Genomic DNA, 18,135 nt, shown 5'->3' with positions numbered 1-18,135 from the left:
AGCTCAGTTGGTAGAGCAGTAGACTCTTAATCTATGGGTCGCAGGTTCGAGCCCTGCAGGGGGCATCTAAATACAACAGGAAAAGCCTTGGAATCAGGGCTTTTTTTGTGTCCTCCCTACTTATGTCCCATCAACAGATGCTCAAGATATATTTTGTGTGTAAAAAAATTCTTTTGCTCCTCTACGAAAAACAAAAAAGCTGTCAAATACATCGAAGATTTTCTAGAAACTGATGGACAGTACTTAGAGGATTTACTTTACTTAACAAGAGGCAACCAACTATACACAGAAGATGGAGATGAGTTGTATATTGATCCAACTTCTCAGAAAAGAACACTTCATAACCAGTATGAACCTGGTTTTATTGTAGCAAGGGATAAATCTCCACTAGAACTCTTAATTGAAAATAAGGAATTGTTTGATAAATAGAAAAAGCGAGGATAACCTCGCTTCAGATTGAAGTTAAAATCTTTAGAAGACACTTTTATAAGGACTTTGTCTTCAATCTGTGAAAAGGAGTGGAAACTCCTTTTCTTTTTGTAAGTCAGACTGAAACTTCCAAATTGTTTATTTATTTTATTGACATTTTCTATAAAAATAAGTATAATAGTTTTATTATCAGACTATACTATATAGGGGGTATTGAAATGAAATTTTCTAATCGTTTACTGCTATTCCTTGCAGGAGTTGTTTTTGTCCTTTTAGGACTTTTCCTATTTACAAACCCAGTAGCTAATCTTGTTGCTTACAGCTGGTGGATTGCATTTGGTTTACTGGTTTCTTCTATAGCAGCTATTTTAGGCTATTTCTCTGTACCAAAAGAGCTTCGCTCACCAGCTCATCTTTTCCAAGGGATTGTTAATCTTCTCTTAGCTCTTTACCTCGTTGCCTATGGCTTTGTGACGCTGCCAGTTGTCATTCCAACTATTTTAGGAATTTGGTTAATTGTAGAAGCCATTATAGCTTTCTTTAAAGGCAATCGTCTGGGATTGATTTTCCCTATTATTGGCAACCATATCATGTGGATAGCGTTGCTTGCATTTTTACTAGGTCTAGTGATTTTGTTCAATCCAGTAGCTACAAGTGTCTTTGTCGTTTATGTCGTTGCCTTTGCATTTTTAATTGTTGGTTTCACCTATATCCTTGATGCCTTTCGTAAATAATCTAGCTGCCATTTTGGGCATATTAAAATAGCTGGGAAGTTACATTCTCAGCTTTTTCTGTTGCCTCCTTAGCTCAGTTGGTAGAGCAGTAGACTCTTAAGCTATGGGGCGCAGGTTCGAGCCCTGCAGGGGGCACATCTAAATCAACAGAAATAAGCCTTGAAACCAAGGCTTTTTTTAACGTCTAATAGCTTTTTGTAGAAAAGTATTTAAAAATAAAAGAGAAGAGAATCTCTCACTCTCTTCTCAGTATATCTTATTAAATTTAGTTTTTCTTAATCTAGCTGATTTTCCTTTGCAACGACAAATTCCTTAACCAATCGATAGATAACAGCAAATATCGGTGTAAAGAATATCATCCCAAGTAAGCCAAAGAGATTGCCTCCAATACTAGCAGCCGCAAGCGTGAAAATAGCTGGCAAACCAATAGACTGACCTACAACTCTAGGATAAATAAGGTTTCCTTCAATCAGCTGTATAACTTGATATAGAAGAAGAGAAAGTAAGGCTTGAGTAGGACTCACTGTGAAGATAAAAATCGCTCCCACAACACAAGCAATCATAGGCCCTACATAAGGAATGAACGATAGCACTCCTGCAAAGATACCTGTCATTACTCCATAGGGTATCCCAAACACGCTGTAACCAACCGCTATCATAACTCCTATGATAACTGCTTCAATCAGCTGAATCATCAAAAATTGGTCATAAGTCTCTAGTGCTACTTGTCCAATGTAAGTCAACTTTATCACCACCTTCTCTGGAAGAAAAACTTTTAGAAGTCGACTCGTCATCGCTGCCAGATGTTCCTTACTGGATAAAAATGAAAAGGTGAAGACTATAATCAAAAAGGCATTCATCAAACTTGAAAAAATATTGCCGATATTACTAGTCAGACCGGATAAGAAGGTTATCAAAGCTTGACTAATAGAGCTAGACTGTCCCTGAATTCCTGATACGATAGTTGACAGCATGTCTTTGGTTACAAATTCCGAGCTGTCTAGCAATTTCCCAAGTTGAGTCAGGACTGTTGAAAGGACTGCTCCCAGCTGACTAATAGTCTGAGCAAGGGTTGGAAGCACCAAAACCAAAAGACAGATCACGATTAAGATAAGAGATAGGAAAACAAGCACCATAGCAATCGGACGGCGCAACCCTGCCTTTACCTTCATTTTAACTAGGAATTCTTCAATTTTTTTCATGGGAACATTGAGCACAAAAGCAATGACAGCACCATAAATCAAGGTAGAAGTTACTTCAAAGAGAGATACTGCCCCTGATATAAAGCTTGATGCATTCAGAATTACAAGAGTAACCAGCCCTATAAAAAGTATTAATGGGGTGTATTTTTTTACTAAGTTCATAAATTCTCCTTAATAAACATGTTTAGATACGACTATACTATTTGGTTTTTCAAACTCTCGGTCAAGGTAAGCTTGGTAAGTTCCTGGTGCGATAAATCCTTTGGGTGAGAGGATATCGGTGCCAGCCTGACCGACTATGGTATCAGCCAAGAGCACACAGTTTGTAGATAAGACAAAGTAGGATTTAAACTTAGATTTGATAAATTTATAAAGTTCCCCATCTGTCTCATGTCTGATTTTATAAGCGTAGGTGTAGTCTTCCTTACCATCACCTGTCATGATTTTATCTGCACTTGGCTCCCATGGAATCGTCAGTTGTTTCAATTCAGCCAACTTTTTCTGAACTGCTTTTTCCATTTCAGGCGTCAAATCTATCCCATAACCAAAAAGCGTTTTTTGACTCTCACGTTTACATAGGTCAATGTACTTGTCACGATCACAGAAATATAAGACACCATCTCCTACCATGCCAAATAAGGTCTCAGAAGACGGATCATAGTTGCCATAAGAAATAACACGGCCTTGATAGCAGATATCCACATGACCAATTGCCGAAAACAGAGAGGTCTCAGCTGTATGAACAAAAATTTCAAGCTCCGCTGTCTTACCAGACTTCACCATTCCAAGATGGATATCCTCTCTCTCATCAGCATTTTCCTGCATGAATTTGTTGATTTTTGCTAAAGTACTTGCAGGGATGAGAGCGGCTAGGACAATAGGTAAGCTAATTCTTACACGACGTTTGAGATGGTTTTTCCCAATTTCCTCCTCAAACAAGAAACCGTCACGGATATTGGACACACCATAAAGGAAAAAATAAGCCCCTAATACAAAGAGTTGAAAAACAGAATTTCCTGTAGAGGACAAAAGACTAGTCCCACCAAGAAAAACTAGTACGAGTCCATCTAGTAAGAGACGAAAACGAGGTCGAATTTTGTTTTTGCGGTAGAGAACATAGGTGACAAGGTTGATAGTAGCATGAAAAATCTGATAAACTCCAATCACAAGAGCCAAAATATAAATCGGCACATCCGTCGCAAGATTCGAGCCTAGCAAATATCCCAGCACTAACAATTTAACCAGCGCAACTCCCAAGGTGTCCGTTGACTGACTTTTTTTTAAAATACGTAATACTAAATCTAAGACCGTTGCTATCCAAGCTAAAAACAGAGCCAGTCGAATAATCGTTACTGGCAACCAAGTCCCCGTGACCATCAAGATAAGACCTAACAGAACAAACAAGAAACCCTGAGCAAGTAATTTCTTACCTGTCAGACCTAAAGAGAGAATTTCCCCCATATAAAAACCTTTCAACAATAAAAATTAAGCCCTTTGATTAAACTGACTGGTAAATAGCCAACGGCACAAACAGTCTGTACCAGGCAGACATAGCGATTAGCAATGACTGTAGTAATGTCACCATCTTGTCTTATGCACTTCTAAAATTTGTTATATTGATTAGAAGCCAGAGCTTATAAAAACTAGCTAAACTTGAGAGATAAGTACAATTGAGACGAAAAAATGTATAACCAATTCAACTTGTTAAGGTAAGAAAGCATTATTTCCAATCTATTAATTATTCATCTATTACCTATTATGACACAATATTCCCTATAGTTCAACTTTTTACTTGTTTTTATATTACACGGACTAAAAAGTTTTCAACAGTTGATTGCATGTGTTTTAATAAGTTTTAACCTTTCTTGGTTAGATAAAAAAAGAACCATACAGTTTAGAATCTGTATGGTTTTTGCCCCACTTTTGTCCCATTTTTAAATCATGACATTGAAAATACCTAAAATCACTTATATTTCAATATTTTTAATTGCTCTCAATATGAAAGTCCTTTCCAAATCCCTGTAGGGGGCATCTAAATACAACAGGAAAAAGCCTTGATTTACAAGGCTTTTTTGTGTATCTGTTCTACTTTTGGTCAACTAATGGATATCAACGGTATAATTTTATGAACACCCTTCTGAACTGCACCCCAAAAGTTAGACAGAAAAAACCTAACTTTTGTGGCGCAGTTCATTCGCGCCACATGAAATTATTTAAGCATATCCTTTTCTTTCATTACCATTTTCTGTTATAATAAATTGTACTTCTAAAATAGAAAGGTCTTAAGATGACAACTCTTATTAAACATAAACGTGTAGAATTTTCAGAACTTTTTTATGACTTAGTTTTTGTTTTTGCAATTTCAAAAGTAACTACTTTAATTGACCATCTTCATAACGGTATTTTGACTTGGAATTCTTTCCTTGATTTTTTCATTGCTACTTTGCTTCTCATCAATTCCTGGATGATTCAAACCGATTATACCAATCGCTATGGAAAGAACTCTTTATTTAACATAGTAATCATGTTTATCAAAATGGGAATTTTACTCTTTATAGCCAATATGATTGGACCTGATTGGCAACAATATTTTCATTATCTCTGTTGGGCTATTGGTACATTAACCCTTACCTTATTTTTTCAATATTTGGTTGAATTTTTTAGAAAATCAACCGATGATGTTAATCGGGAAAGTATCAAAGGTTTTCTATGGATAACAGCTCTAGGAAGTTTAGGAGTCTATCTAGCAGCTCTTCTTCCTATTTACGTTGGAGTCTCTGTCTTATTTGCTAGTATTCTGCTAACATTTATTATGCCAAGTATCTTGCTTAATAAAGATAAGCATTACCAGGTAAATCTCCCCCATTTAATCGAGCGCATCTCCCTTCTTGTCATTATTATGTTTGGAGAGATGATTACGGAACTAGCTAACTTCTTTACAATCGAGAATTTCTCGATTTATTCGGTTCTTTATTTCATTATTATGATTTCTCTGTTCTTGTTTTATTTTGGTCAATTCGACCATGCTATTGATGAAAAATCTAATCAAAAGGGACTATTTCTAATTTACAGTCACTATCCTATTTTCATTGGACTTCTTATGATGACCGTTTCGATGAGTTTTCTTCTGAATCCTGAAGCTAATCGTCTCTTTGCAACCAGCTTCTCTTATATCGGATTTGGCCTCTTCCAAGTTGCTGTCCTAGTAAATGGGCCCTGTAACAAACACTATCTTCGCTATTCGAAAAGTTACTACTGTGTCCAAGCGACACTCTATCTGGCTGCCTTGATTCTCTCTTTAATCTTTGCTTCTAATCCTATAATAGTAGTGAGTATAACAACCATTTTAGCTCTAGCTATAGCCATTCATTTTATTTATTTTTATATGACACAGAATAAAAAATATTCCAAATCTAACTGGGAGTTATTTTAATGAGTTTATAACATAAAAAAAGCTTTGGGAACCAAGGCTTTTTGTTGTTCTGAACTAAAAAATGACAGGATTGTTAGGATATTCTGAGTTTAGTATAGATAAAATTCTTTCCTTATAAAACAAAAAACGCTAGATAGCGTTTTTTGTTATTCTTAGTTACTCGTCTAATCGAATAAACATCATTGCGTTAAGCAAAGAGATGAGAGCGACTGTATTGACATTATTAGAATAGATCAGTCTCTTATTTTCAATAGGAGGAATAATAAAATTAGAAATAATGATGTCATAAGGTGATTCTTTTAGAGCATCAAGTGATAACTCTAATTCACTCCAAACTTCCAGTTCAAAATTGTTACTACAATAGTAAGAAAGTGTCTCAGCTACTGATTTTGCATGATACTGATCAAAATTACTCATGACCAAAACCTTTAATTTAGGTTGATTTTGTAAAAGATTTAGCACCAAGTGTTTGCTATGGGTGATAAAAGTATAGGTCAAATGATTGACCTTCATTGAATTACGATCCATATCCAAAGCCTCTAGATAATGTTCAATCCCTTCCTTCACCTCTGAAACAAATCGAGGGAAAATATTTTGAAAGTTTTTGATTGTATTGCCTTTTTGATCAAATAGGATAAACTCTGTCGATAATTCCTGACGATGCAGATGTGCTGTATTATGCAGATGCCAAATCAGATTGTCCTTATTGTCTACTTGAAGATTATACTCTCTTGATACCTGATCTACTAGTTCTCCCAATAACTGATACGATTTTTTTACATAGCTGTCTGTTTTTGCATGGTTCAAGAATAATTCTTCATCTATGAAAAACATTTTTTGAAAATAGGATACAAATAATTGACCTATTACTTCTTTATTCAGAGAGATATGATATTCAGAGTCAAAGCTCGCTACAATCTCGTCAATTCCTTCTGCCTGCATAAACGATTCCAACAATTGATTGTTAAAAGAGTCTCTCTCAACTTCCATGAAATGAGCAAACTTTATGCGATATAAATTTGTAACCAGAAGTAATTTTAACATTCTATGAGTTGATAAATTCATCGGGAAAGAAGTTGCTTTATAGACTAATTCCAATAATTGAGACAAGGGTTCTTGAGAAAAATCTTCAAAGGGCCATTCAAGGAAATAATATTTCTCTGAAAAATACTGGGCAAAAAAGTAACGGATATCAATCTCATTTCCAGTGATTCGAACTGGATTGAGGCTTATTTCAAAACGATATTGTTTCTTAATAATTTTATTAATGTGACTGATGATACGATAAAGAGAGGAAGAACTGATATAAAACTCTTTGCAGAAACTATCAGTATCACATCCTTCATTAAAGAAGATAAATTCTAAAATTGAAAAGTGGGTTGAATGCTTAAAAAAATGATGATAGACCATCTCAATATCACTATCATCGGTATTAATGATACGGATGCCGTTTGTCGAGGAATGAAATAGCAAGTCAGGAAAAGAAGATCTGACTTGAGACAAGTCATCTTTTACAGAACGTTCTGTACAGTGCAATAATTCTGCTAGTTCTGAAATATGAAACCAGCGTTTGTTTTCAAATAGTAATTCTAATAATTCTAATTGTCTGTGACTTTTTTTCGATAATAAATCTCTCATGAACAGCTTTTCTCTCTTTGTAATAAACTAAAGGATTGTCTTTCAATCTTCATGCAATTATACCATATAGAGTGGATTTATCCTCTTAAAACGACTTTTGCTTGTCATCAAAAGACTAGTCTAATCACTTAGAAACTCAGTAGCACCAAGATTTTCTTATTTATTTGTACCTAAGGTGTATTTTTATAATACGTAATTCAAGACAAATTATTACCTTTCCATATTTAAATGTTATATAATAAATGATATCAAAGAAAATTATTTTCTGAAAATGATTCTTTGATTTAGAAATAGAAAAGGAGGATACACTATGTTGTGGTCCATTATTGTTGGAGGTCTTATTGGTCTCATCGCAGGTGCAATCACTAAAAAAGGTGGTTCAATGGGATTGATTGCGAATATCATTGCAGGTCTTGTCGGTTCGTCTGTAGGGCAATCACTTCTAGGAAGCTGGGGACCTTCATTGGCTGGAATGGCTATTATTCCGTCAATCGTTGGTGCTGTGATTGTTGTTGCAGTCGTTTCATTTCTATTTGGTAAAAAATAAGCATTACCTAATAAGAAATTAAAAGTGATAAGCCATAATTTTGAATACTTTAGACGGGTAAAATTATGGTTTAAAGCTTTTCATTTGAAAGGATTTAATATGTCAAAATCAAAGAAAATATTGTTACTTATTTTCTGTATTTTAATCTTGGCTATTTTCCTTCCTATTCTCATAGATTATCATCAGGTCAGTGATTTAGATATCCACTTATTCAGTTGGAGAGAACTCTACGCTGAATTTCTGATTGCTAGATATGTCTTTTGGGGGACACTTGTCCTATCTGTTTTAGTGTTAATTTCAATGTTAGTAATACTCTTCTATCCTAAACAGTATTTAGAGATTCAATTAGAGACTCAAGAAGATACATTAAAACTAAAAAATTCAGCTATCGAAGGCTTTGTTCGATGTTTGGTCATTGATCATCAGTTGATCAAAGAACCAACAGTCCATGTAAATAGCCGCAAAAATAAATGTTTCGTTTATGTTGAGGGCAAAATTCTTCCTTCGGACAACATCTCAAATCGATGTCTTGTCATCCAGAATGAAATAACTCATGGATTAAAGCAGTTCTTTGGTATTGAACGTGAGGTAAAACTTGAAGTTAAAGTGAAAGAATTTGAACCTCCAAAAACGACCAAAAAGACTGTTAGTCGTGTAAAGTAAGGAAGTAAAAAATGGAATGGTTTAAAAAATATCAGTATCCAATTATTGCAGGTCTAGTAGGTGTCATTCTCGCTTGCTTTATCTTATCCTTTGGCTTTTTCAAAACACTATTTGTACTAATTTGTGGAGCCCTAGGAGCATTTGCTGGATACTATGTTAAGGAAAAATATTTAAATAAATAAAGGAGTCTCGTATGTCAAACGTAGATAAAAATGTAGAAAAAAAAGATGTTGCTGTTGTTTCTCAAGATGTTAAAGGGGAACTCACTTATGAAGACAAAGTAATCCAAAAAATCATTGGTCTTTCACTTGAAAAAGTACCTGGACTTTTGGATGTGGATGGAGGATTCTTCTCTAATCTAACAGAAAAAATTATCAATACAGATAATGTCACTCATGGTGTCAATGTTGAAGTTGGGAAAGAGCAAGTTGCAGTTGACTTGAACATTGTTGTTGAGTACCAAAAGAATGTCCCTGCTTTGTACAAAGAAATCAAAGATGTTGTCGTATCACAAGTTACAAAAATGACTGATCTAGAAGTAGTTGAAGTCAATGTGAATGTTGTTGATATCAAAACGAAGGAACAGCATGAAGCAGATTCAGTTAGCCTCCAAGACCGAGTAACTGACGTGGCTTCTTCAACAGGAGAATTTGCTTCAGAACAATTTGAAAAAGTGAAATCTGGTATCGGTTCAGGTGTTGCTGCTGTTCAAGAAAAAGTAGGCGAAGGTGTTGAAGCCGTTAAAGGCGAAACAAAAGAAAATGCTCGCGTACACTAATTCATCTGGTCAAAATCAATCAATTTAAAGGAGGCAGAATCATGTCAACAGAAGAAAAATTAAACCAAGCAAAAGGTTCCATTAAAGAAGGTGTCGGCAAAATGATCGGCGATGAAAAAATGGAAAAAGAAGGAACAGCTGAAAAAGTTGTTTCTAAAGTAAAAGAAGTTGCTGAAGATGCTAAAGATGCTGTCGAAGGCGCTATTGAAGGTGTGAAAAACATGCTTCACAAAGACGAAAAATAAGGCTAAACGTTAATTGACCTTTTCATTATAGTAGTCAAAAAGAGGACCGCAAATGTCCTCTTTTTTTGTAGATCGGATTGTAAACACGCTTCCCAATTTTCGCTAAAAGAAATTGTCAAAAGGAAAAGCCTTGATTTCAAGGCTTTTTTGCTTGTTTAAAATAATATCTCCCTTTTTAAAGAAAGAAAATTTAAAAGCTTGCACACTACTAGGCTGGCTTATTTATCCACCACCTGAGCCTCAAATTGGGCTGGCTGGGTGTCTACATTGGTAATGGTTATCGTGTAGGGCTTGTTATTGGTGGCATCAAACACTTTTTCACCTTGGTAACTCACAACAACTCCATCTTTTTCTAAATAAATATCTGCTTGATTGTTTGGAAGTTCTTCATCCTCCTCATCGAAACCATGGCTTTTTGTAATTTTTTGTCCCTCTACTTCATAGTAAACATCACCATTACTCTCACTCCAAACACTTGAGCCAGTTAATTTAATTTTGCTTGAATCGTTTTTCTTCAAGATGAAGATTGAATAGTATTCCAAATCTTGTGTTCTGGGATTTACTCTTAAGTTGACGGATTGACCTGGTTGAAGAGTGTATTTGCCATAGTTCAAAACGGAAAAGACAAACCAAACTAGCAGCAAACTATACAACACTCCTATAATTATTCGTGAGCGCCTACTTTTAAACAAACGTAAAATTAAGACAAAAGAGACAATAAAGAGCAATTCTGTAAACATTCTTGTCCCTCCTTTCTCATCATCGTTGACACTCTGAACAGAGTCTCGCATCCATTTCTCACTGGTAACATCAACCATACAAAGTCTGATACATCTTATCTAGAAAAGATTTCAACTCTTTTTGAACAATCTTTAACAGGTGTTCTTCTTCGGCTTGGGAGATGGTCACACTTTCTTTATTTTGATTACTAATATAAGAATAGTAACTACGTTTTAGGGTTAATTGATGATCTAAAATATAGTAGGCATTTATTTTTTCCTCATTTACCATTGTTTCAAATAAAACAGAGACTTCATCCCTGGCAGGATTCACAATTTTCAAATCAATGTCTCCTTTTATCCCTATGGAGTCAATTCCTCCATCCAAGCGGATAGCTCCATCGGAAGGAACGACATAGCCTGCTTTTCGCATGTCAGACGCATATTTTTCTGACGCCATCAAACGTTTTAAGACGACTATAGTGTCCTTCTCTTCAAAGAAAGTCTTTAATTGGAAGCGTTCTTGGTGGCTTTGATACTGAAAATAATGATTGATATCAACAACTAAGGCAAGTACTGAAGAGAGTAAGATTCGTATTTTTCTAGGTCTCGACATTTTTATCTCCTCTATCTAAGAAATCATAGAAATCTTGTTTCCAACTTTGAAAGGTAACTGCCTTATCCTTGAAAATCCTTGGGGCTCTAATCCCCCGTGACTGTTATCTGCCCTTTTTCATGATGTATTTTCGTATAGGTACTTCAACCATTTGAACGATTTCAAATCCTTCTTTTTGGTAAAGATTATGAGCTCTTTGATTTGCCTCGTAGACATTTAGAGAGACAGTATCTATGTCTCCATTTTCAAAGGCCAAACTAACAAATTTCCTTAAAGCCTGGCTACCTAAGCCTTGTCCCTGTTTCTGGGGGTTGATAAAAAATCTCCCGATATGAAGATTCCTGTCTTCTAGTCTGATTTTCTGGATAAGCCCTACAAACTCTTGTCCATCAAAGATTGAAAAGATTCCTTCCAAATCTTGCAGGATTTGAATTGTTAAGGGAAAAGGAATCATTGGTCCCATCCATTGTTCTTGAAAAGCTTGGCCAAGGGAGTTGGACCATTGGCATACGAGCTGAGCGTTTTCTGTACTCACATTTTCTTCAAAACGAATTGTCATCTATTTCCTCACCATCTTATCAATGTTTCTTTATTATACTACTTCTCCTATTTTTTACGAATAGATAAGTATGATTGATCTTTATTTTTTTCTTGTCGGGAGCATTCTCGCTTCTTTCTTAGGTTTGGTCATTGACCGTTTTCCTGAGCAATCCATTATTCGACCAGCTAGCCACTGCAATTCCTGTCAGACTCGCTTGCGTCCGCTAGATTTGATTCCTATCCTTTCGCAGGTCTTCAATCGCTTTCGCTGTCGCTACTGCAAGGCTCGCTATCCATTCTGGTATGCCCTCTTTGAACTCGGCTTAGGAATCCTCTTTCTAGCTTGGTCATGGGGCTGGATTTCCTTGGGTCAAGTCATCCTAATCACTGCTGGCTTGACCTTAGGCATCTACGACCTTCTCCATCAGGAATATCCCTTGCTGGTCTGGCTGACGTTTCACCTAATCCTCATGGCTTTCTGTGGCTGGAATCTGGTTATGGTCTTCTTCCTTGTCCTCGGAATCATGGCTCATTTTATTGATATCCGCATGGGCGCAGGAGATTTCCTCTTTCTAGCTTCTTGTGCTCTCATCTTTAGCGCGACAGAGTTGCTCATCTTGATCCAGTTTGCTTCTGTGGCAGGGATTTTAGCCTTTCTTTCGCAAAAGAAAAAGGAAAGACTTCCTTTTGTGCCTTTCCTCTTACTTGCTGCGACTATAATAATTTTCTATCAGTTCTTATTAGTTTGTTGAATTGGGAACCCAAAGCTCAACTTCTGCATCCATGGGATTACCGTTTAAAAGTATTTCTAAGATAATTCCATCATTGTAAAGCGAGCTATATTCTCCCTCAAAAAAGTTATCCTCCAATTTATCAAACAAGAGTCTTGATTTATCACCACTGGCTGAGCTTACTAAATAATCTTTCTCTGGGACAAGAATGCTTTCGTAACCTGCCACAGCATTATTTGCCGCAACTCCTGCGTAGTATTGTATACCATCTTTATGAGGAACTATCAAAGCATAGCCTCTTTTATCTATGGAATGGGTCATCAATTTTCCTAGCATTCCTTCTTTAAATAACTGAGTATAGAATGCCGTTTTCTCTTTAGAATAGTGATGTTCATGAACTGTAGTTCCTTCTATCAAAATACTCTTGCCAACTAAGGTAAACGATGGTTTAGTTTGATGTTTCATTATATGAACTCCTTTCTTTATGGTATAATCATAACAAAAGTAATATGACAACTATCTGTCATATTTAAGGAGAGAATTATGAAAATCGACCGTCAAATGGGGATTATTTCTCATTTAGTAAATAAACGAAAAACAACAGCTAAAGAATTATCAGAACTTTTTAAAGTCAGCACACGAACTATTATGAGAGATATTGATGATTTATCTCTTGCAGGCATTCCTCTCTATGTAATGAAAGGAAAAAATGGAGGCATTTTTCTTATGGAAGACTTCCAAACTGACAAACCTCCCCTGACCCAATCCGAACAGCTTTCGATCGAATCTGGTTTAAAAAGCCGTTATCAAGTATTGGAAGATGCCTCTACTTTCAATGCTATATTGAAATTAAATGCTACCAATACATACTCTGATTTCGAAATTGATTTATCTCTATCTCAAGGGAACTTGGAAATACGAACTTTGATTTTTAAGTTATTGGAAGCTATCAGAGGTAGAGTAAAAATAAAATTTTCCTATATTAATTCACAAGGACTGGTGAGTCAAAAAAATTGTGAGCCTTACCGTATTGTCTATAAGGACCGGAGTTGGTATATGGATGCCTACGATACTGATAAAGCGCGTTTTTCTGTTTTTAAAGTTGCTAGAATTAGTGAACTTACTCTCTCCGATACTTTTTCAAAAAGACATTTTACACCACTTCCCTATGATGGTGGTGCTTGGATGAATGAAAACAAAGTACCTGTCATCCTGCATGTCCAGAAAATTGTTCTTGATCGATTTGTGGAACTCTTAGGCTATAATGCCATAAAACCTATTAATAGCGATATTTACGAGATTACTTATCCGTTATACGACAATGATTGGGGATACAATACCTTGCTTGCTTTTGGAAAATACATCACTGTTATATCTCCTAAGCATTTCCTGAAACATTTCACCAACTATATAGATACCATTCATAAGCAATACCCAAACTAATATTCAACTGTCATTCATGAACTTATACCCTCAAAAGAAAAAGGAAAGACTTCCTTTCGTGCCTTTCCTCTTACTTGCTGCTTGTGTGATTATTTTTGGTAAGCTACTGCTTGTTTGATAAAGTCCTCAATCGGCTCTCCTTGGTGGAGAGCTTTTACAATTTTCGAACCGACGATAACGCCATCTGATACCGCATTGAAGCGTTCTACGTCTTCTTGACTAGACACACCAAATCCTGTCAAGACTGGGATGTCAGCTACTTGATGCAATTGTGCCAGGTGCTTGTCCAAGTCTGCACGGTAATTTCCTGATTTCCCTGTTACCCCATTGATGGCAACGGCATAGACAAATCCCTCAGCTCCCTGGATTAACTCTTTTTGGCGCTCGAGTCCTGTGGTCAAACTAACTAGGGGAATCAAGGCGATATCTGTGTCTGCCAAAAAGGGCTCTACAAAGTTGGCATGCTCATGAGGCAGGTCTGGGATAATCAAGCCCTTAACTGCTGTATCTGCCAGATCTTTGACAAATTTCTCCACACCGTACTGAAAGAGGGGGTTGAAGTAGGTCATGATGACAAGCGGAACTTCTGTTTGAATGGTTTTCAAGGTTTCAACCAAAGCCTGGGTAGAAGTTCCATGAGCTAGACTGCGCAAGCCTGCTTCTTCGATTACAGGTCCATCTGCAACAGGGTCTGAAAAGGGAATACCCACTTCAATAGCAGAAACACCCAAATCTTCTAAAAAGTGGATTGTTTCACCAAGACCATCTAATCCTTTCTCATGGTCCCCAGCCATGATATAGGGAACGAAAATTCCTTTTCCTGCTGCTTTGATAGCGTTCAATTTTTCTGTTAGTGTCTTAGACATGGGCTTCTCCCTTCTTTGCTGCATCTGCTTCCAAGCGGTCTTTGACTTGAACCACATCCTTGTCCCCACGACCAGATAGGCAGACAATCATAGACTTGTCTGGACCAAGTTCTTTGGCTAATTTCACTGCAAAGGCAATGGCATGGCTAGATTCCAAGGCTGGGATAATCCCTTCCACGCGAGACAAGAGTTGGAATCCTTCCAAGGCTTCCTCGTCAGTCACAGGAACATAGCTGGCACGTTTGATATCGTGGTAGTGAGAATGTTCTGGACCGATACCAGGATAGTCCAAACCTGCTGAGATAGAGAAAGCTTCAAGAATTTGCCCATGTGCATCTTGGAGCACATCCATAAGCGAACCGTGGAGAACACCTGGGCGACCCTTGGTCAAGGTAGCTGCGTGGTGCTCCGTATCCACACCAAGCCCTGCTGCTTCAGCCCCATACATTGCTACTGACTCATCTTCTACAAATGGATGGAAGAGACCGATAGCATTAGAACCACCACCAACACAGGCTACTAGGGCATCTGGTAAATCTTGACCTGTCAAGTCACGGTACTGTTGTTTAGCCTCTCGACCGATGACACTTTGGAAGTCACGAACGATTTCTGGGAAAGGATGAGGCCCCAAGGCAGAACCAAGGATATAGTGGGTGTCATCGATGTTAGCTACCCATGAACGAAGGGCTGCATTAACTGCATCCTTGAGCACGCGCGAACCATCTGTCACGGCCTCAACCTTAGCTCCCAAAAGCTCCATACGGAAGACATTAAGGGCTTGGCGTTTAACATCTTCCTCACCCATATAGATGGTACATTCCATGTTAAAGAGAGCTGCAGCAGTTGCAGTTGCCACACCGTGCTGACCAGCACCCGTTTCAGCGATAATTTTCTTTTTACCCATGCGTTTAGCCAGAAGAACTTGTCCCAAGGCATTGTTAATCTTGTGAGCCCCTGTATGGTTGAGGTCTTCCCGCTTGAGATAAATCTTAGCTCCACCGATATGCTGGGTCAAGTTTTTTGCGTAGTAAAGAGGAGTTTCACGTCCTACGTACTGACGTAAGAGCTGGTTTAATTCCTCTTGGAAACTTGGATCCGCCTGACTTTCACGATAAGCTTTTTCCAACTCCAAAACTGCTGTCATCAATGTTTCTGGGACAAAACGTCCGCCGAATTTTCCGTAAAATCCTTCTTTATTTGGTTCTTGATATGCCATGCTTTACCCTCTCTATAAATCTTCTAATCTTTTCATGATCTTTTTGTCCATCCGTCTCCACTCCACTTGATACATCTACTGCATAGGGAGTAAAGTGTTGAATTGCTTTTGCTACATTGTCTGCCTTAAGCCCACCTGCGATAAAGAAGGGCTGAGCTAGTCCTGTCGTATCCAGTTGACCCCAGTCAAAGGTCTGGCCACTCCCAGCAACAGGGGCATCAAAGAGTAGATAATCTGCCTGAGAATTAGGCACAAGCCCCTCTCTATCCACTTGCACAGCCTGAATACTGCTACAAGGCAAATCTTCAAACAACTCATCTGCTACCTGACCGTGAACTTGAACCAAGTCCAGACCAACTTTTTCAATCGCTTCTAGCAATTCTGCCCGACTTGGTGAAACAAATACACCAACCTTTTTAACGTTGACAGGAATGAGCTTTGCCAGCTCAGCAGCCTGTCCTAAGGTCACCTGTCTCTTACTAGGAGCGAAGACAAAACCGATGTAATCCGCCCCTGCTGAAACGGCTGTTTCCACCGCTTCTTTGGTTGATAATCCACAAATCTTAACCTTTGTCAATTTGCAACTCCTTGATTCTCTGGGCTACATCCTCCGCCTGCATCAGAGCTGTCCCTACTAAAATTCCGTTAAAGGATGATGCTAGTCCTTCCGCATCCTGCTCTGTGAAAATAGCAGATTCAGAAATGTAATAGTGACCTTTCTTAAAGTGCTGGGCCAAGTCTACACTGGTCTGCAAATCGACTTCAAAGGTGGTCAAGTTGCGGTTATTGACCCCGATAATCTCCGCTCCAAGTCTGTGGGCTACTTCTAGTTCAGCTAGATTGTGAGTCTCTACCAAGACTTCCAGACCAAGCTCTGTAGCATAGTCATACAGTTCCTTGAGGCGTTCTTCTGACAAGGCCGCGACGATGAGCAAGATAACTGTCGCACCTGCATTACGAGCGCGGATAATTTGCTTTTCATCGATGATAAAGTCCTTGTTGAGCGTCGGAATCTGCACCTGACTGGAAATCTCCCGCAGATAATCCAAATGTCCTTTAAAGAAAATCTCATCTGTCAAAACCGAAATCATCACTGCTCCATTTGCTTCATAAGTCTGGGCCTGTTGCACAATATCCACATCGAGATTGATATCTCCCAGACTAGGGCTAGCTTTCTTGACTTCTGCAATCACCTGCAAGCGGTCTTGATGATTCTTCAAAAATTCTGCCAAGCGATAGGTCTGGCGCAAGGGCTGGATTTGCTCCAGCTCCATTTGCTCGACTTCACGCGCCTTCTGCTCCAAAATTCGTGCTAAAAATTCCTGACTCATTTTTGGTACTCCTGTAACAGTCTGAGTTTTTCAAGGGCCTTGCCACTAGCAATCACTTGACGAGCCAAGGCAACTCCTTCCTTGATACTAGCTACCTTACCATTAGCATAGAAACCAAGGCCAGCATTTAAAACTGTCGTTTCCAAGAATGGACTTGGTTCGTTTTGAAGAACACTAAGCAAAATCTCTGCATTTTCCTGAGCATTACCTCCACGGATATCTTCAATAGCGTAGCGTTCCATCCCCAAATCCTCTGGAGTGAAGCTTGACAAGGTGATTTCGCCATTTTCAAGAAGAGCAATCTTGGTTGTTCCGTTCAAGCCAGCTTCATCCAGCCCTTCTGGTCCAGCAACCACGATGGCACGTTTACGACCCATATTTTTCAAAACCTGAGCAGTGCTTTCTAGAAGTTCTGGACGACTAATACCAAGCAACTGTGTTTCCAAGGCCATTGGGTGAATCAGTGGACCAGTCAAGTTCATGATCGTTGGAATTCCTAGTTCTAAACGAGCTGGCATGATGTATTTCATAGCTGGGTGCATATTTTTAGCAAAGAGAAAGACGATGCCAGTTTTATCAAAAACCTTACCTAGTTCAGCTGGTTTGAGGTCAAGATTGATGCCCAATGCTTGAAGGACATCTGCCGAACCCGATTTAGAAGAAATCGAACGGTTACCGTGCTTAGCCATGTGAATGCCACCACCAGCCAAGACAAAGGCCGCAGTTGTTGAAATGTTAAAGCTGAAAGACTTGTCCCCACCTGTACCACAGTTGTCCATTGCATCATGTATCTCAGTTGGAATGTGTTGGGCATGCCCTCTCATGACTTGTGCAATGGCTGTGCGCTCTTCCGGTGTTTCCCCCTTCATCTTAAGAGCTAAAAGGAGAGAAGCAATCTGCGCTTCGGTTACACGCCCAGTTACGATACGCTCAATGACGTCCGTCATTTCCACACCTGATAAATGTTCAAATTTTGCTAGTTTTTCAATAATCTCTTTCATCCT

21 protein-coding genes, 2 tRNA genes and 2 pseudogenes are annotated in these 18,135 nt (G+C 38.1%); 13 read left to right on the top strand and 12 right to left on the bottom strand.

What is annotated here, in order from left to right:
- The 4 genes and pseudogenes from HMPREF2655_RS06695 to HMPREF2655_RS06680 all read left to right on the top strand — a co-directional run bounded on the left by HMPREF2655_RS06695 (position 1) and on the right by HMPREF2655_RS06680 (position 1,298).
- Positions 1–62: transfer RNA gene (locus HMPREF2655_RS06695), tRNA-Lys, on the top strand.
- 133 nt (positions 63–195) lie between these two features.
- Positions 196–429, top strand: a pseudogene (locus HMPREF2655_RS06690) (XRE family transcriptional regulator); the annotation flags it as partial.
- Positions 430–647: 218 nt separating this feature from the next.
- Positions 648–1,163, top strand: coding sequence for a DUF308 domain-containing protein (locus HMPREF2655_RS06685; RefSeq protein WP_000672739.1), 516 nt, complete (start codon positions 648–650; stop codon positions 1,161–1,163).
- 62 nt (positions 1,164–1,225) lie between these two features.
- Positions 1,226–1,298: transfer RNA gene (locus tag HMPREF2655_RS06680), tRNA-Lys, on the top strand.
- A gap of 140 nt (positions 1,299–1,438) precedes the next feature.
- On the opposite strand, the gene HMPREF2655_RS06675 is transcribed toward HMPREF2655_RS06680, so the two are convergent.
- Positions 1,439–2,527 carry an AI-2E family transporter gene (locus HMPREF2655_RS06675; RefSeq protein ID WP_070838245.1) on the bottom strand — a complete coding sequence of 363 codons (1,089 nt, stop codon included), beginning with the start codon at positions 2,525–2,527 and terminating at the stop codon, positions 1,439–1,441.
- A 9-nt stretch (positions 2,528–2,536) separates the two neighbouring features.
- Complete coding sequence (locus tag HMPREF2655_RS06670) at positions 2,537–3,826, bottom strand: hypothetical protein (protein ID WP_070838243.1); 1,290 nt, start codon at positions 3,824–3,826, stop codon at positions 2,537–2,539.
- A gap of 826 nt (positions 3,827–4,652) precedes the next feature.
- On the opposite strand from HMPREF2655_RS06670, the gene HMPREF2655_RS06665 reads away from it, so the two are divergent.
- Positions 4,653–5,798 (top strand): low temperature requirement protein A, encoded by a 1,146-nt coding sequence (locus tag HMPREF2655_RS06665; protein WP_070534535.1) that lies wholly within the window; start codon positions 4,653–4,655, stop codon positions 5,796–5,798.
- A 156-nt stretch (positions 5,799–5,954) separates the two neighbouring features.
- Here the strand turns inward: HMPREF2655_RS06665 and HMPREF2655_RS06660 are convergent, their stop codons facing one another.
- A complete protein-coding gene (locus tag HMPREF2655_RS06660) occupies positions 5,955–7,436 on the bottom strand; it encodes an AcpB/EbpR/MafR family transcriptional regulator (protein WP_070838241.1) in 1,482 nt (493 codons plus the stop codon).
- 310 nt (positions 7,437–7,746) lie between these two features.
- Here HMPREF2655_RS06660 and HMPREF2655_RS06655 point away from each other — a divergent pair, with 310 nt between their 5' ends.
- From HMPREF2655_RS06655 to HMPREF2655_RS06635, 5 genes are all read left to right on the top strand, one after another.
- Positions 7,747–7,983 (top strand): GlsB/YeaQ/YmgE family stress response membrane protein, encoded by a 237-nt coding sequence (locus HMPREF2655_RS06655; protein ID WP_049500538.1) that lies wholly within the window; start codon positions 7,747–7,749, stop codon positions 7,981–7,983.
- Between the two features lie 99 nt (positions 7,984–8,082).
- Positions 8,083–8,646, top strand: coding sequence for an alkaline shock response membrane anchor protein AmaP (gene amaP, locus HMPREF2655_RS06650; RefSeq protein WP_000045614.1), 564 nt, complete (start codon positions 8,083–8,085; stop codon positions 8,644–8,646).
- Between the two features lie 11 nt (positions 8,647–8,657).
- The gene (locus HMPREF2655_RS06645; RefSeq protein WP_000454669.1) at positions 8,658–8,828 is read left to right on the top strand and encodes a DUF2273 domain-containing protein; all 171 of its coding nucleotides are present in this window, start codon (positions 8,658–8,660) and stop codon (positions 8,826–8,828) included.
- An 11-nt stretch (positions 8,829–8,839) separates the two neighbouring features.
- Positions 8,840–9,424: an Asp23/Gls24 family envelope stress response protein gene (locus tag HMPREF2655_RS06640; protein ID WP_000072932.1), complete on the top strand. Its 585-nt coding sequence runs from the start codon at positions 8,840–8,842 to the stop codon at positions 9,422–9,424.
- Positions 9,425–9,465: 41 nt separating this feature from the next.
- Entirely contained in the window at positions 9,466–9,669 is a 204-nt protein-coding gene (locus HMPREF2655_RS06635) for a CsbD family protein (protein ID WP_000102421.1), read from the top strand.
- 218 nt (positions 9,670–9,887) lie between these two features.
- Here HMPREF2655_RS06635 and HMPREF2655_RS06630 read toward each other — a convergent pair whose 3' ends face one another.
- The 3 genes from HMPREF2655_RS06630 to HMPREF2655_RS06620 all read right to left on the bottom strand — a co-directional run bounded on the left by HMPREF2655_RS06630 (position 9,888) and on the right by HMPREF2655_RS06620 (position 11,563).
- A complete protein-coding gene (locus HMPREF2655_RS06630) occupies positions 9,888–10,409 on the bottom strand; it encodes a hypothetical protein (RefSeq protein ID WP_070838239.1) in 522 nt (173 codons plus the stop codon).
- A gap of 70 nt (positions 10,410–10,479) precedes the next feature.
- The gene (locus HMPREF2655_RS06625; protein ID WP_070838237.1) at positions 10,480–11,004 is read right to left on the bottom strand and encodes a thiol-disulfide isomerase; all 525 of its coding nucleotides are present in this window, start codon (positions 11,002–11,004) and stop codon (positions 10,480–10,482) included.
- A 103-nt stretch (positions 11,005–11,107) separates the two neighbouring features.
- Complete coding sequence (locus tag HMPREF2655_RS06620; protein WP_070838235.1) at positions 11,108–11,563, bottom strand: GNAT family N-acetyltransferase; 456 nt, start codon at positions 11,561–11,563, stop codon at positions 11,108–11,110.
- 70 nt (positions 11,564–11,633) lie between these two features.
- On the opposite strand from HMPREF2655_RS06620, the gene HMPREF2655_RS06615 reads away from it, so the two are divergent.
- Positions 11,634–12,296, top strand: coding sequence for a prepilin peptidase (locus tag HMPREF2655_RS06615; protein ID WP_000566522.1), 663 nt, complete (start codon positions 11,634–11,636; stop codon positions 12,294–12,296).
- Here HMPREF2655_RS06615 and HMPREF2655_RS06610 read toward each other — a convergent pair.
- Entirely contained in the window at positions 12,285–12,740 is a 456-nt protein-coding gene (locus tag HMPREF2655_RS06610; protein ID WP_000682685.1) for an effector binding domain-containing protein, read from the bottom strand. The two genes, HMPREF2655_RS06615 and HMPREF2655_RS06610, sit on opposite strands and share 12 nt — an antisense overlap.
- A gap of 78 nt (positions 12,741–12,818) precedes the next feature.
- Between HMPREF2655_RS06610 and HMPREF2655_RS06605 the strand changes: the two genes are divergently transcribed.
- A complete protein-coding gene (locus HMPREF2655_RS06605) occupies positions 12,819–13,718 on the top strand; it encodes a helix-turn-helix transcriptional regulator (RefSeq protein ID WP_000687276.1) in 900 nt (299 codons plus the stop codon).
- A gap of 31 nt (positions 13,719–13,749) precedes the next feature.
- Positions 13,750–13,836 (top strand): annotated as a pseudogene (locus HMPREF2655_RS10560) (prepilin peptidase); the annotation flags it as partial.
- Here the strand turns inward: HMPREF2655_RS10560 and trpA are convergent.
- The 5 genes from trpA to trpD are packed head-to-tail and all read right to left on the bottom strand — an operon-like array spanning position 13,808 to position 18,132.
- Positions 13,808–14,584 carry a tryptophan synthase subunit alpha gene (gene trpA, locus HMPREF2655_RS06600; protein WP_000047739.1) on the bottom strand — a complete coding sequence of 259 codons (777 nt, stop codon included), beginning with the start codon at positions 14,582–14,584 and terminating at the stop codon, positions 13,808–13,810. The pseudogene HMPREF2655_RS10560 and the gene trpA sit on opposite strands and share 29 nt — an antisense overlap.
- Entirely contained in the window at positions 14,577–15,800 is a 1,224-nt protein-coding gene (trpB, locus tag HMPREF2655_RS06595) for a tryptophan synthase subunit beta (RefSeq protein WP_000331309.1), read from the bottom strand. Before trpB ends, trpA begins: the two co-directional genes overlap by 8 nt.
- Positions 15,778–16,377, bottom strand: coding sequence for a phosphoribosylanthranilate isomerase (locus tag HMPREF2655_RS06590; RefSeq protein WP_070838233.1), 600 nt, complete (start codon positions 16,375–16,377; stop codon positions 15,778–15,780). The genes trpB and HMPREF2655_RS06590 overlap by 23 nt, the downstream gene beginning before the upstream one ends.
- The gene (trpC, locus tag HMPREF2655_RS06585; protein WP_000076532.1) at positions 16,364–17,131 is read right to left on the bottom strand and encodes an indole-3-glycerol phosphate synthase TrpC; all 768 of its coding nucleotides are present in this window, start codon (positions 17,129–17,131) and stop codon (positions 16,364–16,366) included. The genes HMPREF2655_RS06590 and trpC overlap by 14 nt, the downstream gene beginning before the upstream one ends.
- The gene (gene trpD, locus HMPREF2655_RS06580; protein ID WP_007521091.1) at positions 17,128–18,132 is read right to left on the bottom strand and encodes an anthranilate phosphoribosyltransferase; all 1,005 of its coding nucleotides are present in this window, start codon (positions 18,130–18,132) and stop codon (positions 17,128–17,130) included. Before trpD ends, trpC begins: the two co-directional genes overlap by 4 nt.
- Positions 18,133–18,135: the final 3 nt, after the last annotated feature.

It is taken from the genome of Streptococcus sp. HMSC066F01 (assembly GCF_001837335.1).
Classification (GTDB): domain Bacteria; phylum Bacillota; class Bacilli; order Lactobacillales; family Streptococcaceae; genus Streptococcus; species Streptococcus oralis_S.
The sequence above is the reverse complement of the archived record's forward strand: the minus strand, read 5'-3'. Positions and strand labels throughout refer to the sequence as shown.

What these genes read in the sequence shown, in the direction of transcription:
- HMPREF2655_RS06685 (WP_000672739.1), top strand. Translation starts at nt 648, where the DNA reads ATGAAATTTTCTAATCGTTTACTGCTATTCCTTGCAGGAGTTGTTTTT.
- HMPREF2655_RS06675 (WP_070838245.1), bottom strand. Translation starts at nt 2,527, where the DNA reads ATGAACTTAGTAAAAAAATACACCCCATTAATACTTTTTATAGGGCTG.
- HMPREF2655_RS06670 (WP_070838243.1), bottom strand. Translation starts at nt 3,826, where the DNA reads ATGGGGGAAATTCTCTCTTTAGGTCTGACAGGTAAGAAATTACTTGCT.
- HMPREF2655_RS06665 (WP_070534535.1), top strand. Translation starts at nt 4,653, where the DNA reads ATGACAACTCTTATTAAACATAAACGTGTAGAATTTTCAGAACTTTTT.
- HMPREF2655_RS06660 (WP_070838241.1), bottom strand. Translation starts at nt 7,436, where the DNA reads ATGAGAGATTTATTATCGAAAAAAAGTCACAGACAATTAGAATTATTA.
- HMPREF2655_RS06655 (WP_049500538.1), top strand. Translation starts at nt 7,747, where the DNA reads ATGTTGTGGTCCATTATTGTTGGAGGTCTTATTGGTCTCATCGCAGGT.
- amaP (WP_000045614.1), top strand. Translation starts at nt 8,083, where the DNA reads ATGTCAAAATCAAAGAAAATATTGTTACTTATTTTCTGTATTTTAATC.
- HMPREF2655_RS06645 (WP_000454669.1), top strand. Translation starts at nt 8,658, where the DNA reads ATGGAATGGTTTAAAAAATATCAGTATCCAATTATTGCAGGTCTAGTA.
- HMPREF2655_RS06640 (WP_000072932.1), top strand. Translation starts at nt 8,840, where the DNA reads ATGTCAAACGTAGATAAAAATGTAGAAAAAAAAGATGTTGCTGTTGTT.
- HMPREF2655_RS06635 (WP_000102421.1), top strand. Translation starts at nt 9,466, where the DNA reads ATGTCAACAGAAGAAAAATTAAACCAAGCAAAAGGTTCCATTAAAGAA.
- HMPREF2655_RS06630 (WP_070838239.1), bottom strand. Translation starts at nt 10,409, where the DNA reads ATGTTTACAGAATTGCTCTTTATTGTCTCTTTTGTCTTAATTTTACGT.
- HMPREF2655_RS06625 (WP_070838237.1), bottom strand. Translation starts at nt 11,004, where the DNA reads ATGTCGAGACCTAGAAAAATACGAATCTTACTCTCTTCAGTACTTGCC.
- HMPREF2655_RS06620 (WP_070838235.1), bottom strand. Translation starts at nt 11,563, where the DNA reads ATGACAATTCGTTTTGAAGAAAATGTGAGTACAGAAAACGCTCAGCTC.
- HMPREF2655_RS06615 (WP_000566522.1), top strand. Translation starts at nt 11,634, where the DNA reads ATGATTGATCTTTATTTTTTTCTTGTCGGGAGCATTCTCGCTTCTTTC.
- HMPREF2655_RS06610 (WP_000682685.1), bottom strand. Translation starts at nt 12,740, where the DNA reads ATGAAACATCAAACTAAACCATCGTTTACCTTAGTTGGCAAGAGTATT.
- HMPREF2655_RS06605 (WP_000687276.1), top strand. Translation starts at nt 12,819, where the DNA reads ATGAAAATCGACCGTCAAATGGGGATTATTTCTCATTTAGTAAATAAA.
- trpA (WP_000047739.1), bottom strand. Translation starts at nt 14,584, where the DNA reads ATGTCTAAGACACTAACAGAAAAATTGAACGCTATCAAAGCAGCAGGA.
- trpB (WP_000331309.1), bottom strand. Translation starts at nt 15,800, where the DNA reads ATGGCATATCAAGAACCAAATAAAGAAGGATTTTACGGAAAATTCGGC.
- trpC (WP_000076532.1), bottom strand. Translation starts at nt 17,131, where the DNA reads ATGAGTCAGGAATTTTTAGCACGAATTTTGGAGCAGAAGGCGCGTGAA.
- trpD (WP_007521091.1), bottom strand. Translation starts at nt 18,132, where the DNA reads ATGAAAGAGATTATTGAAAAACTAGCAAAATTTGAACATTTATCAGGT.